This window comes from Streptomyces sp. WMMC940, assembly GCF_027460265.1.
GTDB lineage: Bacteria > Actinomycetota > Actinomycetes > Streptomycetales > Streptomycetaceae > Streptomyces.
In genome coordinates, this window is sequence record NZ_JAPZBC010000001.1 from 2135870 (window position 1) to 2149822 (window position 13953).

16 protein-coding genes are annotated in these 13953 nt (G+C 72.2%); 2 read left to right on the top strand and 14 right to left on the bottom strand.

Annotated elements, in window-relative coordinates; genetic code table 11:
* Positions 1-29: 29 nt before the first annotated feature.
* From O7595_RS09305 to mnmA, 4 genes are all read right to left on the bottom strand, one after another.
* The gene (locus tag O7595_RS09305; RefSeq protein WP_269728243.1) at positions 30-1025 is read right to left on the bottom strand and encodes a methionine synthase; all 996 of its coding nucleotides are present in this window, start codon (positions 1023-1025) and stop codon (positions 30-32) included.
* A complete protein-coding gene (locus O7595_RS09310; protein WP_269732430.1) occupies positions 1022-1720 on the bottom strand; it encodes an SDR family oxidoreductase in 699 nt (232 codons plus the stop codon). Before O7595_RS09310 ends, O7595_RS09305 begins: the two co-directional genes overlap by 4 nt.
* A 7-nt stretch (positions 1721-1727) precedes the next feature.
* Positions 1728-2267, bottom strand: coding sequence for a TIGR00730 family Rossman fold protein (locus O7595_RS09315; protein WP_269728244.1), 540 nt, complete (start codon positions 2265-2267; stop codon positions 1728-1730).
* A 190-nt stretch (positions 2268-2457) separates the two neighbouring features.
* A complete protein-coding gene (gene mnmA, locus O7595_RS09320; RefSeq protein ID WP_269728245.1) occupies positions 2458-3585 on the bottom strand; it encodes a tRNA 2-thiouridine(34) synthase MnmA in 1128 nt (375 codons plus the stop codon).
* An 83-nt stretch (positions 3586-3668) separates the two neighbouring features.
* On the opposite strand from mnmA, the gene O7595_RS09325 reads away from it, so the two are divergent.
* The gene (locus O7595_RS09325) at positions 3669-4364 is read left to right on the top strand and encodes an N-acetylmuramoyl-L-alanine amidase (RefSeq protein ID WP_269728246.1); all 696 of its coding nucleotides are present in this window, start codon (positions 3669-3671) and stop codon (positions 4362-4364) included.
* A gap of 151 nt (positions 4365-4515) precedes the next feature.
* Here the strand turns inward: O7595_RS09325 and O7595_RS09330 are convergent, their stop codons facing one another.
* The 3 genes from O7595_RS09330 to O7595_RS09340 are packed head-to-tail and all read right to left on the bottom strand — an operon-like array spanning position 4516 to position 6187.
* Positions 4516-5679: a cysteine desulfurase family protein gene (locus O7595_RS09330; RefSeq protein WP_269728247.1), complete on the bottom strand. Its 1164-nt coding sequence runs from the start codon at positions 5677-5679 to the stop codon at positions 4516-4518.
* Between the two features lie 60 nt (positions 5680-5739).
* A complete protein-coding gene (locus O7595_RS09335) occupies positions 5740-6012 on the bottom strand; it encodes a DUF4190 domain-containing protein (protein WP_269728248.1) in 273 nt (90 codons plus the stop codon).
* 16 nt (positions 6013-6028) lie between these two features.
* The gene (locus O7595_RS09340) at positions 6029-6187 is read right to left on the bottom strand and encodes a hypothetical protein (protein ID WP_269728249.1); all 159 of its coding nucleotides are present in this window, start codon (positions 6185-6187) and stop codon (positions 6029-6031) included.
* Positions 6188-6332: 145 nt separating this feature from the next.
* Here O7595_RS09340 and O7595_RS09345 point away from each other — a divergent pair, with 145 nt between their 5' ends.
* Complete coding sequence (locus O7595_RS09345; RefSeq protein ID WP_269728250.1) at positions 6333-6992, top strand: TetR family transcriptional regulator; 660 nt, start codon at positions 6333-6335, stop codon at positions 6990-6992.
* Positions 6993-7080: 88 nt separating this feature from the next.
* On the opposite strand, the gene O7595_RS09350 is transcribed toward O7595_RS09345, so the two are convergent.
* From O7595_RS09350 to O7595_RS09380, 7 genes are all read right to left on the bottom strand, one after another.
* Positions 7081-7575 carry a hypothetical protein gene (locus O7595_RS09350; RefSeq protein ID WP_269728251.1) on the bottom strand — a complete coding sequence of 165 codons (495 nt, stop codon included), beginning with the start codon at positions 7573-7575 and terminating at the stop codon, positions 7081-7083.
* 293 nt (positions 7576-7868) lie between these two features.
* Positions 7869-8732, bottom strand: coding sequence for a thioesterase family protein (locus O7595_RS09355; protein ID WP_269728252.1), 864 nt, complete (start codon positions 8730-8732; stop codon positions 7869-7871).
* A gap of 25 nt (positions 8733-8757) precedes the next feature.
* A complete protein-coding gene (locus O7595_RS09360) occupies positions 8758-9444 on the bottom strand; it encodes a trimeric intracellular cation channel family protein (RefSeq protein WP_269728253.1) in 687 nt (228 codons plus the stop codon).
* Between the two features lie 98 nt (positions 9445-9542).
* Complete coding sequence (locus tag O7595_RS09365; protein ID WP_269728254.1) at positions 9543-10901, bottom strand: ABC transporter ATP-binding protein; 1359 nt, start codon at positions 10899-10901, stop codon at positions 9543-9545.
* Positions 10898-11890: an ABC transporter ATP-binding protein gene (locus tag O7595_RS09370; protein WP_269728255.1), complete on the bottom strand. Its 993-nt coding sequence runs from the start codon at positions 11888-11890 to the stop codon at positions 10898-10900. Before O7595_RS09370 ends, O7595_RS09365 begins: the two co-directional genes overlap by 4 nt.
* Before the next feature lie 4 nt (positions 11891-11894).
* Complete coding sequence (locus tag O7595_RS09375; RefSeq protein ID WP_269728256.1) at positions 11895-12857, bottom strand: ABC transporter permease; 963 nt, start codon at positions 12855-12857, stop codon at positions 11895-11897.
* A complete protein-coding gene (locus tag O7595_RS09380) occupies positions 12857-13861 on the bottom strand; it encodes an ABC transporter permease (RefSeq protein WP_269728257.1) in 1005 nt (334 codons plus the stop codon). Before O7595_RS09380 ends, O7595_RS09375 begins: the two co-directional genes overlap by 1 nt.
* Positions 13862-13953: the final 92 nt, after the last annotated feature.

Consider the following 13953-nt stretch of genomic DNA (forward strand, 5'->3'; position numbering starts at 1 on the left):
GTCCTCCCGTTACCTCAGCCCTCAGTCCATCACTCAGGGTTGTCCGCGAGCGATCTCGCCGCCCGGACGCTGTGCGCCAGAGCGGCACGGGCGTAGCCGGGCGAAGCGCCCGCGAGCCCGCACGACGGGGTGACCACGACGGACTCGGCGAGAGTCCCCGGATTCAGCCCCAGCCTGCGCCACAGCGTCCTGACACCCATGACGCTACCGGCAGGGTCGGACAATGGGCCGTCGGTGGAGGGCACGACTCCCGCGAAGAGCTTCGTGCCGCCCTCGGCGGCCTCTCCGATCGACTCCTCGTCACGTTCGGTGAGCAACGCGAAATCGAACGAGATCCCGGCCGCTCCGGCCCGGCGCAGCAGGGCGAACGGCACCTCCGGAGCACAGGAGTGCACGACCACCGGCACACCGGCCGCGCCGACGACCTCCCGCAGCGTGCTCTCGGCGAGCTGCCGGTCCACGGCGCGGTGGGTCCGGTACCCGCTGGCGGTCTTCACCAGGCCGCGCAGCACGGCCGTGAGGGACGGCTCGTCGAGCTGCAGCACCGGACGGGCGCCCGGCACCCGGCGCCGCACCTCGGCGAGATGACCACGGAGGCCTTCGGCGAGCGAGTCCGCGAGATCCCGACAGGCGCCGGGGTCGGCGAGGGCCGCCTCGCCGTTCCTGAGCTCCAGGGCGGCCGCGAGCGTCCAGGGTCCGACGGCCTGGACCTTGAGCGGGCCCTCGTAGCCCTGGGTGAACTCCTCCAGCGCGTCCAGGTCCTCACCGAGCCACGACCTGGCCCGCCGGGTGTCCCGGCCCGGCCGGTCGCTCATCCGCCAGCCGCTCGGCTCCACGTGCGCGTACAGCTCCGCGAGGAGTCCCGCGGTCCGGCCGATCATGTCGGCGCCGGGACCGCGGGCGGGCAGTTCGGGCAGATGGGGAAAGTCCTCGAAGGAACCGGTCACGGTCTTCGCGGCCTCGCGCGCGTCCCCGCCGGGCAGGGAACCGACCCCGGTGGCGGGGCCCCACACCACGTCGCTCATCGCCCCGGCCGGACGGTGAGGTCGTGGATGTCCGCGTCGCGCGGGAGGTCGAGGGCGGTGAGGATCGTCGTCGCGACCGACTCGGGGTCGATCCACCGCGACGGGTCGTACTCCTTGCCCTCCTGCCGGTGCACCTTCGCCTGCATGGGGCTGGCGGTACGGCCGGGGTACACCGACGTGACCCGGACGCCGTGCTCCCGCTCCTCGTGGCGCAGGGCGTCGGCCAGCGCCTTGAGTCCGTGCTTGGAGGCGGCGTAGGCGGCCCACTCGGCGTGGGCGTTGAGCCCGGCACCCGAGTTGACGAAGATCACCTTGCCCCGGGAGACGCGCAGTTGGGGCAGCAGCAGCCGGGTGAGCTCCGCCGGGCTGACCAGGTTCACGTTGAGCTGGGACTGCCAGGTCTTCGGCGTGAGTTCGGCGACCCGGCCGAGGTCCACGACGCCCGCGATGTGCAGCAGCGAGTCGACGCGCTCGGGCAGCGCCTGGTGCGAGAAGGCCCAGGACAGCCGGTCGGGCGTGGCGAGGTCGCCGACGAGGGTGCGGGAGCCGGGGTAGGCCCGGACCAGTTCCCGGGCGCGACCGGCGTCCCGGGCCAGCAGCACGAGGTCGTCGCCGCGCTCGTGCAGCCGGCGCGCGACGGCCGCGCCGATGCCGGAGCCCGCTCCGGTGATCAGATGTGTAGCCATACCGGCAATGCTCGCATCACCGCACCCCCGCGCCTTCCTCGAGGTAGGCGAGGGCGCCGACCGCGTCCTCGGCGAAGAAGACCAGGTCGGTGAGGGGCACCGGGAGGAAGCCCTCGTCGTCCATGCGCTGGAACTGCTGCTTCAGCCCGTCGTAGAACCCCGCCGTGTTGAGCAGCACCACCGGCTTCGCCGTGTGGCCGTGCTTCTTCAGCTCCAGGATCTCCGTGGCCTCGTCCAGCGTGCCCGTGCCGCCCACCATGATCACCACCGCGTCGGACTTGGCCAGGAGCAGCGCCTTGCGCTCGGCGAGGTCCCGCGCCACGAGCATCTCGTCGGCGACCGGCCTGGCCTTGTCCTGGAGGAACTCCACCGAGACCCCGACCAGGCGGCCGCCGGCCTTGTGCACCCCGTCCGCGACGACCTTCATCAGACCGACGTCGGAGCCGCCCCAGACGAGCGTGTGCCCGCCCTTGCCGAGCAACTCGGCGAACTCGCGGGCGGGGCCGGTGTAGCGGTCGTCGAGGTCGGCGGCGGAGAGGAAGACGCAGATGTCCATGGGGTCACGGTACGGGCCGCCGCCGACACCCGGCCCGCGCGGTCGGCGGCCGGGAGGAAACGGCCGGGAACCGCCCTCGTACGACGAGGGAACCGGGGGCACCCGGCCCGGGGGTGCTTCGCCGGCGCGGTGCGCGCGCATCCGCTGCCCGGCCCTTCCGGCGCCGGCGGCCCGGTGCGCCGGAATGGCCTCAGGCCGTGACCGGGCTCTGCCGGCGCGTCGTCGAGGCGATCGTCGCCGACCCGACCACGCGCGTGCCGTCGTACAGCACGATCGCCTGGCCGGGGGCGACCCCGCGCACGGGTTCCGTGAACGCCACCCGCAGCTCGCCGTCCACCAGCTCCGCCGAGACCTCCGTCTCGCCGCCGTGGGCGCGCAGCTGCGCCGTGTACGTGCCGGGGCCGTTGGGCGCCGTGCCGCACCAGCGGGGCTTGACCGCGGTGAGCGCGGAGACCTCCAGCGCCTCGGCCGGGCCGACGGTGACCGTGTTGCTCACCGGCGAGATGTCCAGGACGTAGCGCGGCTTGCCGTCGGGCGCGGGGTGGCCGATGCGCAGGCCCTTGCGCTGGCCGATGGTGAAGCCGTAGGCGCCGTCGTGGGTGCCCAGCTTGGTGCCGGACTCGTCGACGATGTCGCCCTCCGCCCGGCCGAGCCGCCCGGCGAGGAAGCCCTGGGTGTCGCCGTCGGCGATGAAGCAGATGTCGTGGCTGTCGGGCTTCCTGGCCACGGCCAGTCCGCGCCGCTCGGCCTCCGCGCGGATCTCGTCCTTGGTGGTGAGTGTGTCGCCCAGCGGGAACATCGCGTGGGCGAGTTGCCGCTCGTCGAGCACGCCGAGCACATAGGACTGGTCCTTGGCCATGTCGCCGGCGCGGTGCAGTTCGCGGCCGCCGTCCTCACGCACGACCACGGTCGCGTAGTGGCCCGTGCACACGGCGTCGAATCCCAGGGCGAGCGCCTTGTCGAGCAGGGCCGCGAACTTGATCTTCTCGTTGCAGCGCAGGCAGGGGTTGGGGGTGCGGCCCGCCTCGTACTCCGCGACGAAGTCCTCGACCACGTCCTCGCGGAACCGCTCGGCGAGGTCCCAGACGTAGAAGGGGATGCCGATGACGTCCGCGGCGCGGCGGGCGTCGCGGGAGTCCTCGATGGTGCAGCAGCCGCGCGCGCCGGTGCGGAACGACTGCGGGTTCGCCGAGAGCGCCAGATGCACTCCGGTCACGTCGTGGCCCGCTTCGGCGGCACGTGCGGCGGCGACGGCGGAGTCCACGCCGCCGGACATGGCGGCGAGGACGCGGAGGGGACGCTGGCGTGTCTCAGTCATAGCCCTACCAGGGTACGGGGCGCCGGGAACCGAATGCCCGGGAGTGGACGTTCGTGAGGTGATCGGGTGCGAAGAGGGGTGGCATGGGCGGCAGGAAGGCACAGCGCGGCGTCGGCAGACGGGCCGTGCTGATCGGTGGCGGGGCGGCGCTGGTCGGGGCGGGCGTGGTGGCCCAGGACGAGCTGAGGCGGCTGTGGTGGCGGCTGCCCGGCATGGAGAAGAAGCGGGTGGAGGGGGAGCTGGACCACGCGGGCGCGGTGTGGACGGCGGCCTCCCGGGCGAACTGGCGCCGGGCCGACCGGCCGGACGACTACACGATCGACCGGGTCGTGATCCATGTCGTCCAGGGCAGCTACCGGACGGCCCTGAGGGTGTTCAAGGACCCGGGACACGGCGCCGCCGCGCACTACGTGGTGGGCAAGGACGGGCGGGTCGCGCAGATGATCCGCGAGCTCGACGTCGCCTTCCACGCGGGCAACCGGGACGTGAACGAGCGGAGCATAGGCATCGAGCACGAGGGCTTCGTCGACCGCCCCGAGGACTTCACGGACGCGATGTACGCCTCGTCGGCGCGGCTGACGGCCGGCATCTGCGCGCGGTACGGGATCCCCGTGGACCGGGAGCACGTCATCGGCCACGTCGAGGTGCCGGGGACCGACCACACGGACCCCGGCCCGCACTGGGACTGGGACCGGTACCTGCCGATGGTGCGGCAGGCGCTGGCCGCCCGGCCGTCGCCGGGTGCGACGGCGGCTGGTACCGCGTCCGGCGAGGTTTGAAGGGGTCTCCCCCGGCCCTCCGGGCCGAGGGGAAGGATCGCAAGGCGCCGGAACGAACTCCTACAGTAGTGGGCCTGTTCGGTCGATCCGGCAACACCGCGAGTCGCCGTGCCGGGCGTCGCGACGGGACGCCACGTCGCCTGACGCGGCTCTAGCTGAGCCCCGCCGTGCGGGCCCGCTCCACGGCTGGTCCGATCGCCTTGGCGACGGCTTCGACGTCCTCCGCCGTGGAGGTGTGGCCGAGGCTGAAGCGGAGCGTGCCGCGGGCCAGGGCCGGATCGGTGCCGGTGGCGAGGAGGACGTGGCTGGGCTGGGCGACGCCCGCCGTGCAGGCCGAGCCGGTGGAGCACTCGATGCCCTGGGCGTCCAGGAGCAGCAGCAGCGAGTCGCCCTCGCAGCCGGGGAACGTGAAGTGGGCGTTGGCCGGGAGCCGGTCGGCCGGGTCGCCGCCGAGGATCGCGTCGGGCACGGCGTCGAGGACGGCGCCGACGAGCCGGTCGCGCAGGGCGCCGATCTCGCGGGCGAAGTCCTCGCGGCGCTCGGCGGCGAGCCGGCCGGCCGCGGCGAAGGCGGCGACGGCGGGGACGTCCAGCGTCCCGGAGCGCACATGGCGTTCCTGGCCGCCGCCGTGCAGCACGGGCACGGGCGTGTGCTCGCGGCCCAGCAGCAGCGCGCCGACGCCGTAGGGGCCGCCGATCTTGTGGCCGCTGACGGTCATCGCGGCCAGGCCGGAGGCGGCGAAGTCGACGTCGAGCTGCCCGACGGCCTGCACCGCGTCGGAGTGCAGCGGTACCCCGAACTCGGCGGCGGCGTCGGCGAGTTCGCGGATCGGCATGACGGTGCCGATCTCGTTGTTGGCCCACATGACGGTGGCGAGGGCCACGTCCGAGGGGTCGCGTTCGAGGGCCTCCCGGAACGCCTCCGGGTGCACCCGGCCGTGGCTGTCGACGGGGAGGTACTCGACGTTCGCGCCCTCGTGCTCGGCGAGCCAGTGCACGGCGTCGAGGACGGCGTGGTGCTCGACCGGGCTGGCGAGTACGCGGGTGCGGCGCGGGTCGGCGGCGCGGCGGGCCCAGTAGAGGCCCTTGACGGCCAGGTTGTCCGCCTCGGTGCCGCCGGAGGTGAGGACGACCTCGCTGGGGCGCGCCCCGAGCGCCTCCGCGAGGGTCTCGCGGGCCTCCTCGACGGTACGGCGGGCCCTGCGGCCCGCTGCGTGCAACGACGAGGCGTTGCCGGTGACGGCGAGCTGGGCGGTCATCGCCTCGATCGCCTCCGGAAGCATCGGAGTGGTCGCGGCGTGGTCGAGGTAAGCCATGGTGGACACGATTCTACGAGCCGCCCGGAGCCCGGCTTCCGCCCCGGGGGCCCGGACGGGTCAGCCGACCGGACTCCAGACGACGCCGCCGTTGCCCACGACGAGCGCGGCGAGGACGACGAGGTCTGCGATGCCGAGCGCCAGGCCCAGCAGTGCCCGTCCGCGCCGTGCGGTTCCGCGCCGCAGCGCGAGGCCGGAGAGGACGACGGCGACGGGGCCGAGCACGATGTTCATCACGAGCAGCCCGACCAGTCCGAGGACGAACGACGCGACGGCCATGCCGTCGGCATCGCGCGTACCGGTGAACCGGCGGGCGGGTGCGGTCAGTTCCACGATGTCCCTCCTCGGGTCAGCGGGCGGCCCGGCGCGCGTGGCGCTCACGCACGGCGAACACGAGCAGCCATACGCCGATGACGGCGGCGGCCGCGGTGGTCACGGGCAGCGGGATGTGGGCCACGGCACCCAGGAGGACGCCCAGTAAGGCGACCGCGGCGACGAGGGCGATCATCTTCCTCGACCTTCCTTTCGCAGATGGACTCGGAGCCGGTCCGGAGAACGGCCCGCGGCGCGGGCACAGAACTCGGAGTACGATTGTTTACTGACTACCCAGTCTAGGCTTTCGCATACCAGAGAACAGCTGTTTACTGAATGGTATGAGTCACACCGTCGGCGTCCGCCAGGCCCAGAAGTTGAAGACCCGTCAGGCACTGCTGGACGCCGCGTTGCGGCTGCTGGAGCACCAGAGCCTGAGCAGTCTCGGACTGCGCGAGCTGACACGGGCGGTGGGCGTGGCGCCGACGGCGTTCTACCGGCACTTCGCGGATGTGGCGGAGCTCGGTGTGGCCCTGGTCGAGGAGACGCTGGGCAGTCTGCACGGGCTGATCGGGGCGATCCTCGCGGAGACCGGCGACGCCGAGGTGCGGATCGCCCGGACCGTGGACCTCATCGCCCGTCACGTCCGGGAGCAGCCGGCCCACTTCCGCTTCATCGCGCGCGAGCGGCACGGCGGCGTCGGGCCGGTCCGCGCCGCGATCGCCGCCCAACTCGACGCCTTCACCGAGGAGGTGGCGGCGGCGCTCGGGCGCGAGCCGGTGTCGGCGGGCTGGAGCGAGGAGGATCTGCACATGCTGGCGGGCGTGTACGTGGAGCACATGGTGATGACGGCCTCGGCCTTCCTCACGGCCCAGGAGACCGACGGGTCCGGCGCCCCCGAGGGGCCGGGCGAGGTACAGGTCGCCCGTACCGCCCGCGACCGGCTCCGGCTGGTGTCGCTCGGCCGCCTCCACTGGGCGGGGCGCGCCACCGGGCGCTGAGACGCGCGCCACCGCACGCCCCTCCGAGGGTCGCTCCCGCCCGGCCGCGGTGGCGGACATCCGCCGCCGGGCTCACGGCAGGCGCGCCCTACTCGTCCCCGGCCGGACGCCCCTCCCCCGCCATGAAGCGCCACACGAGGCCGTGCCCCAGCACCACCAGCAGGATCAGCAGCACCGCCTCCGCCTGGATCGGCGCGAGACCGATCGATCCCGCGATCTCGGGCACCGTCCCCACCACCGCGATCAGGACGTAGATCAGCGCCGCCGCGCCCATGGTCGCGGCAAGGAACGGGGACGAGCCGCCCCTGCGCCCGTGGGCGAGGAGCCGGAGCGTGCACACACAGCCGATCACGGCGAGCAGGGCGAAGCTCGCACGCCAGAGCCCCGGGGTGGCATCTCCGCCGACCTGGGCGAACAGCCCCATCAGCGCCGGCAGCAGGAACGAGAGGTAGATCCCCCCGACGACGCGGCGCAGCGCCGGTCGGCGCATCCAGTCGTCGTGGCCCTGCACGACGTTCCACCAGAGGCCGACGAGCGTGAAGCAGGTGGCGGCGAACAGGGCGTAGAACGTGCTGACATCCATCCGGCCTCCTGCGACGGGGCGGCCACGCGGTGGCCGGGACCGCGCCGGGGTCCGCTCCCGGTACCACCGGAACCGGTTCCGCGGACGCGGACCGTCCGGTGACGCACCCCGCCCCGGCGTGGGCGAGCGTCCCATGCCCGCGAAGCCGTCCCGGAGCACCGACACTCCCCGGCCACCCGCCCGGGTGCGGGAGGGCGCCCCTCCGCCGCGCCCGCGACCGAGGACGGCGGCGGGTGGGGACGGCGGTTCGCGTGCGGAGCCCGCCCGGCCGGCCTCCGACCGGCAACCGCGGGTCAGCCGTGCGGGAGCGGCGCCTTCGCCAGCTGGCGGGACTGGGCGACCAGACGGTCCGCGCTGTCCCACACCTCGGCGTCCTCCTCCAGGAAGCCGCCCGCGAGATTGCGGGTGGTGATGGAGACGCGCAGCGGCCCCGGTGCCGGGCGGCAGCGGATGTGGGTGGTGAGCTCGACGGTCGGCGTCCAGCCCTTCAGCCCCAGCTCGAACGAGGTCGGCGGGAGCGCGTCGACCGTCAGCAGCAGCGAGAGCGGGTCGGCGTCGCGACCGTCGGCGAGTCCGAACCAGCCCCGCATCTCCCCTCTGCCCGAGGGAGCGCCGACCGCCCAGCCGACGGTGGCGGGGTCGAGCTTGATGTTCAGCCGCTCGGTGATGGCCGAGGAGCCCGGGATGGCGGGGGCCGGACCGTCGTCCGGGCCGAGGCAGTCCTGGTAGGCCGGGATGGCCGGAGGCAGTGCGGTCGTCCTGACGTCGCCGGGCAGTGCGTCCAGGTCGCCGTAGGTGGCGAGCACGCGGATGCGCTCGACCTCGGTGCCGTCCTCCGCGTACTGGAAGAGGGAGGCCTGGCCGGTGGAGAGCGTGCGTCCGGTGCGGATCGTCTCGGTGCGGATCACCGCGGGGCCGGGCGCGGAGGGGCTGAGGTAGTGCGCCGAGACCGTGAACGGATCGGGGTGCGGGAGGGCCTCCCCGAGGGCGCGTCCGAGCAGCGCCAGCAGATAGCCGCCGTTGACGGCGGTGATGATCGTCCAGCCCGCGGAGAGCTCCGCGTCGTAGACGCCGGGTACGCCGGAGTCCCGGAGGGTGACAGCGGTGTCGCGGTCGAACTCGCTGTTACCGATGGTTGCCTGTGCCACCTGTGCCATGACTGAACCGTACAACAGATAACTACTAAGCGGTAGCTTTGCCGAAACCCTCGTTCCCGGGCTCGGTCGCGCTCGATCTCCGGTTCCAGGCGCGTGGCGCCCGCCAGTGGAACCGCATCGCCAGCAGGCGCATGAGGAAGGCCATCAGGACGGCAAACCCGCTGGTCAGCCCGTTGAGCATCTCGAAGCGGATGAAGAGGACGACCATCGTGGCCCCCACGATCGCGGGCACGGCGTACAGATCGCGGTCCCAGCGCAGCAGCGACGGCACCTCGTTCGCGAGGACGTCACGCAGTACACCGCCGCCGACCGCCGTCGCGAGCCCGAGCGTCGCGGAGGCGGTCAGGCCGAGGCCGTACTCGTACGCCTTGGTCGTGCCGGTGACGGCGAACAGGCCCAGCCCGGCGGCGTCGAAGACGTTGACCGAGCCCTGGATCCGCTCGACCTCGGGGTGGAGGAAGAAGACCAGCACCGCCGCCACGAGCGGCATCACGAAGTACCCGAGGTCCGTGAACGCGGCGGGGGGTACGGCGCCGATGACCAGATCGCGGAACAACCCGCCGCCCAGTGCGGTGACCTCGGCGAGCACCGCGATGCCGAAGACGTCGAAGTTCTTCCGCACGGCGAGCAGGGCGCCGGAGATGGCGAAGACGAAGATCCCGGCGAGGTCGAGGGCGTGTTGGACGGAGGGGGTGAACAGTTCCTGGAGCACCGCCCAATTGTGCCGCCTGCGCACAGCGGGCCCGCGCCGGCACCGGTCCGGGCGGGACGGGGCGCGGGCCGACGGCCCGCGCCCCGACGGACGTACCGCTACTTGCCCGCGGGGGCGTCCGAGGTCTTCCCTTCGGAAGCCTCGTCCTCCTTGTCGAGCTTGCCGAGCTTGCCGGGCCCGCCGTCGGACGCCTCCGGAGCCCCGGCGTCGTCCGCACCGGCCGGCACCTCGGGAACCTCGGCCGCCCCGGACGCCTCGGCGCCATCAGCGTCGGCGTCGGCGTCGGCGTCGGCGTCGGCACTCTCGCCCCGGGGCGAAGGCACGGCGGTCTCCCCCGCCTCCGCCGTGTCCGCCGCATCCTCGTGGGCTTCGGCCAGCGAGCCCGACGTGGCCACGACCTCCGGGTCGACGTCCTCGACGCCTTCACGGACCGCCGGGACGACCTCGCCCGAGGTGCGGACGATCTCACCCGACGCGATCTCCGCCGCGAAGTGGCACGCCACCTTGTGGCCGCCGCCGAGGTCCTTGAGCTCGGGGCGCTCCGTGGCGCACAGCGTGTCCTGCTTCCACGGGCAGCGCGTGTGGAAGCGGCAGCCCGCGGGCGGGTTCGCGGGGGACGGCAGGTCCCCCAGCAGCAGAATGCGCTCGCGGCGGTCCTCGACCTCCGGGTCCGGCACCGGCACCGCCGACATCAGCGCCCTGGTGTACGGGTGCTTCGGCTCCTCGTACAGCGCGTCGCTCGGGGCCTCCTCCACCAGGGAACCGAGGTACATGACCCCGATGACGTCGGAGATGTGCCGGACGACGGCGAGGTCGTGGGCTATGACGAGATACGTCAGGCCCATCGATTCCTGGAGCTCCTCCAGCAGGTTGATGACCTGCGCCTGGATGGAGACGTCCAGTGCCGAGACCGGCTCGTCGCAGATGATCACGTCCGGCTCGAGGACGAGGGCCCGCGCGATGCCTATCCGCTGGCGCTGGCCGCCGGAGAACTCGTGCGGGTATCGGGACAGGGAGTTCCCGGGAAGGCCGACCTTCGCCAGGATCTCCTTGATCTTCTCCCGGCGTTCCTTCTCGTTCGCCCCGATGCCGTGCGCGGCCATGCCCTCCGACAGGATCGACTCGATGTTCTGCCGGGGGTTGAGGCTGCCCAGCGGGTCCTGGAACACCATCTGGATCCGGCGGCGGAAGCCGCGCAGCTGCTTCTCGGGCAGCTTCGCCACGTCCGTGCCGTCGAGGACGACCTTGCCGTCCGTGACGTCGACGAGCCGCAGCACCGCGCGCCCGAGCGTGGTCTTGCCGCAGCCGGACTCACCGACGAGCCCGTACGTCCGGCCGGCCTCGACGGACAGCGAGATGCCGTCCACGGCGTAGACGTGGCCGACCGTGCGGTCGAAGAGGATGCCCTTCTTGACGGGGAAGTGGACCTTCACTCCGTCGAGTTCGAGCAGGCTCATGCCGGGACCTCCGTCGTGGCCAGGACCGGGTTGACGCAGCGGGCCTCGTGCCCGGCCTCGCGGGGTTCGGTCAGTTGGGGCGTGCCGGTCAGGCAGCCCATCTCGTAGCGGTCGCAGCGGGGCGCGAAGGCGCAGCCGTCGGCCCAGGCGATCTGGTCGTTGATGGACCCGCGGATGGGGTTCAGCGGCTCGCCGCGCGGGGCGTCGAGCCGGGGAATGGAACCGAGCAGCCCGTGGGTGTACGGGTGCGTCGGGTGCGCGAACAGCTCCCGCCGCCCCGCGGATTCGACGACCTTGCCCGCGTACAGCACGTTGACCTGGTCGCAGAGCCCGGCGACGACACCCAGGTCATGGGTGATCATCAGCAGGGCGGTGCCCTCCTGGTCGACGAGTTCCTTGAGCAGTTCGAGGATCTGCGCCTGGATGGTGACGTCGAGCGCCGTGGTGGGCTCGTCGGCGATGAGCAGTCGGGGCGCACACGCCACCGCCATGGCGATCAGCGCGCGCTGCCGCATACCGCCGGAGAGCTGGTGCGGGTACTCCTTCAGCCGGCGGTCCGGGTCGGGGATGCCGACGCGGTCCAGCAGGTGCGCGGCCTCCTTGCGGGCGGCCTCGCCCTTCATACCGCGGTGGCGCTGGAGGATCTCGGTCACCTGGACGCCGATCGGGATGACCGGGTTCAGGGAGGACAGCGGGTCCTGGAAGATCATCGCGAGCTTGCTGCCGCGCAGGTCCCGGATCTTGCCGGGGCTCATCGTCAGCAGGTCGGCGCCGTCGAAGTCGGCCCGTCCGCCGAGGGTCACGCCCTTGCGCGGGAGGAGGCCCATCAGGGCGAGCGAGGTGACGGACTTCCCGCAGCCCGACTCGCCGACGAGTCCGACGACCTGGCCCTCGTCCACGGAGAAGGAGACCCCGTTGACGGCCTGGACGTCCTTGCGGCCGCGTCCGCCGAAGGTGACGGTGAGTTCGTCCACATCGAGCAGTGGCATGACATCAACCTCGCAGCTTCGGGTCGAGGGCTTCGCGCATGGCCTCGCCGAGCAGGGTGAAGCCCAGGGCGGTGATGATGATGGCGACCGCCGGGTACATCGACATCATCGGCGCGTTGTCGAAGAAGCGCTGCGCCTGCGAGAGCATGACGCCCCACTCCGGAACGGCCGGGTCGGGGTTGCCGAGGCCGAGGTAGGACAGCGCCGCCGCCTCGATGATGGCGGTGGCGAGGCTGAGGGTCGCCTGGACGATCACCGGGCTCAGCGAGTTGGGCATGATCTGGGTGAGCACGATGCGCCGCTTGCGGATGCCGAGGGACCGCGCGGCCAGCACGTAGTCCTTGCCTCCCTGGGCGAGCATCGAACCGCGCAGCAGCCGGGCGAAGATGGGGATCTGCACCACACCGACGGCGATCATCACCGTGGTCAGCGACTGTCCCATCACCGCGGCGACGGACACGGCCAGCAGCAGCGACGGCAGCGCAAGCATGATGTCGGTGACACGCATGATGGCATCGTCGAGGCGCCGACCCGCGCGGCCTCCGAGCGTCGCCGCGGCCCCTGACAGCGCGCCGACGACGGCGCCGACGGTCAAGCCGATGAGCATCGAGACCACGCCGACCAGCAGCGTCTGCCGGGAGCCCACGAGCATGCGGGAGAACATGTCGCGGCCCAGGTGGTCCAGGCCGAGCCAGTTCTCGCCGCGGGCGCCGACGAACCTGCCCTGGTTGGGGAAGACCTCACCGCGCCAGGTCTGGGCGGTCGGGGTGTGCGGCGCGAACCACGGGCCCACGATCGCCACCACGACGAACACGGCGATGATCACCGCACCGATGATCGCCATCTTGCTGGAGCGCAGCCGGCGGAAGGCCTCCCGCCAGAGGCTTGCGCCGCTCGACGTCTCGGACTTGGCGGTGAGCTCCGCGAGCCGGTCGATCTTCGATGTCTTGGTAGTAGCCAGGCTCATCAGTGCACCCGCACCCTCGGATCGATGACGCTGTACGCGAGGTCCACCAGCAGGTTGATCAGGACGTACACGGTCGCGATGAACATGATGAAGCCCACGAGCACGGGGTAGTCACGGGCGTCGATCGCCGTCCGGATGAAGGAGCCGATGCCGCCGAAGGAGAACACCGACTCCGTGAGCACGGCGCCGGACAGCAGGCTTCCCGTCAGCAGACCTATCGCGGTGACCACGGGCAGCAACGCGTTGCGCAGGATGTGGCGGCCGCGGACGGTCTTCCGCTCCAGGCCCTTGGACTCGGCGGTGCGGATGTAGTCCTCGCCGAGGACCTCCAGCACACTGGCGCGGGTCATGCGCACGATGACGGCGAGCGGGATGGAGGAGAGGGCGAGCGCGGGCAGCACCAGGTGCATGATCGCGTCCCAGGAGGCGTCGAACTCGCCGGTGAGGACGCCGTCGAGGACGGCGAATCCGGTCACGCTGGTGGCGTCGAGACCCGTTTCCATCCGGCCGTAGCTCGGGAAGAGACCGAGGTTGACCGCGAAGATGCCCTTGAGGATCAGGGCGAGGAAGAAGACCGGGATGCAGATCCCGACCAGCGACCCGGATACCGAGGCCACGTCGAGCCAGCCGCCGCGCTTGCGCGCGGCGAGGTAGCCGAGCGGAATGCCGACCGCCACGGCGATCAGCATGGCGGCGACGCTGAGTTCGACCGTCGCCGGGAAGCGGAGGACGAACTCGTCCCACACCGGCTGGCCCGTCTGGGTCGAGGTGCCGAGGTCGAGTTCGAAGATGCGCTTGAGGAAGCGTCCGTACTGGACGTAGAGCGGCTGGTCGAGTCCGAGCGCCCGGTTGATGCGTGCCACTTCGGCTTCGGTCGCCCGCTCGCCCAGGATCGCTGAGGCGGGTCCGCCGGGCAGCCGGTTCAGCCAGATGAAGAGCAGAACCGACAGGCCGAGCAGGGTGGGTACCAGCTGTAGCAGTCGTCGTACGACGAGTCGCAACACCCCGCATGCCCCTTTCTTGCGTGTGTTGTACGAGTGGTACGGGAATGGGATGCGGGTCCGCCCGGCCACGTGTGTTCCGTGGCCGGGCGGAC

What these genes read in the sequence shown, in the direction of transcription:
- O7595_RS09305 (WP_269728243.1), bottom strand. Translation starts at nt 1,025, where the DNA reads ATGAGCGACGTGGTGTGGGGCCCCGCCACCGGGGTCGGTTCCCTGCCC.
- O7595_RS09315 (WP_269728244.1), bottom strand. Translation starts at nt 2,267, where the DNA reads ATGGACATCTGCGTCTTCCTCTCCGCCGCCGACCTCGACGACCGCTAC.
- mnmA (WP_269728245.1), bottom strand. Translation starts at nt 3,585, where the DNA reads ATGACTGAGACACGCCAGCGTCCCCTCCGCGTCCTCGCCGCCATGTCC.
- O7595_RS09325 (WP_269728246.1), top strand. Translation starts at nt 3,669, where the DNA reads ATGGGCGGCAGGAAGGCACAGCGCGGCGTCGGCAGACGGGCCGTGCTG.
- O7595_RS09330 (WP_269728247.1), bottom strand. Translation starts at nt 5,679, where the DNA reads ATGGCTTACCTCGACCACGCCGCGACCACTCCGATGCTTCCGGAGGCG.
- O7595_RS09340 (WP_269728249.1), bottom strand. Translation starts at nt 6,187, where the DNA reads ATGATCGCCCTCGTCGCCGCGGTCGCCTTACTGGGCGTCCTCCTGGGT.
- O7595_RS09345 (WP_269728250.1), top strand. Translation starts at nt 6,333, where the DNA reads ATGAGTCACACCGTCGGCGTCCGCCAGGCCCAGAAGTTGAAGACCCGT.
- O7595_RS09350 (WP_269728251.1), bottom strand. Translation starts at nt 7,575, where the DNA reads ATGGATGTCAGCACGTTCTACGCCCTGTTCGCCGCCACCTGCTTCACG.
- O7595_RS09355 (WP_269728252.1), bottom strand. Translation starts at nt 8,732, where the DNA reads ATGGCACAGGTGGCACAGGCAACCATCGGTAACAGCGAGTTCGACCGC.
- O7595_RS09365 (WP_269728254.1), bottom strand. Translation starts at nt 10,901, where the DNA reads ATGAGCCTGCTCGAACTCGACGGAGTGAAGGTCCACTTCCCCGTCAAG.
- O7595_RS09370 (WP_269728255.1), bottom strand. Translation starts at nt 11,890, where the DNA reads ATGCCACTGCTCGATGTGGACGAACTCACCGTCACCTTCGGCGGACGC.
- O7595_RS09375 (WP_269728256.1), bottom strand. Translation starts at nt 12,857, where the DNA reads ATGAGCCTGGCTACTACCAAGACATCGAAGATCGACCGGCTCGCGGAG.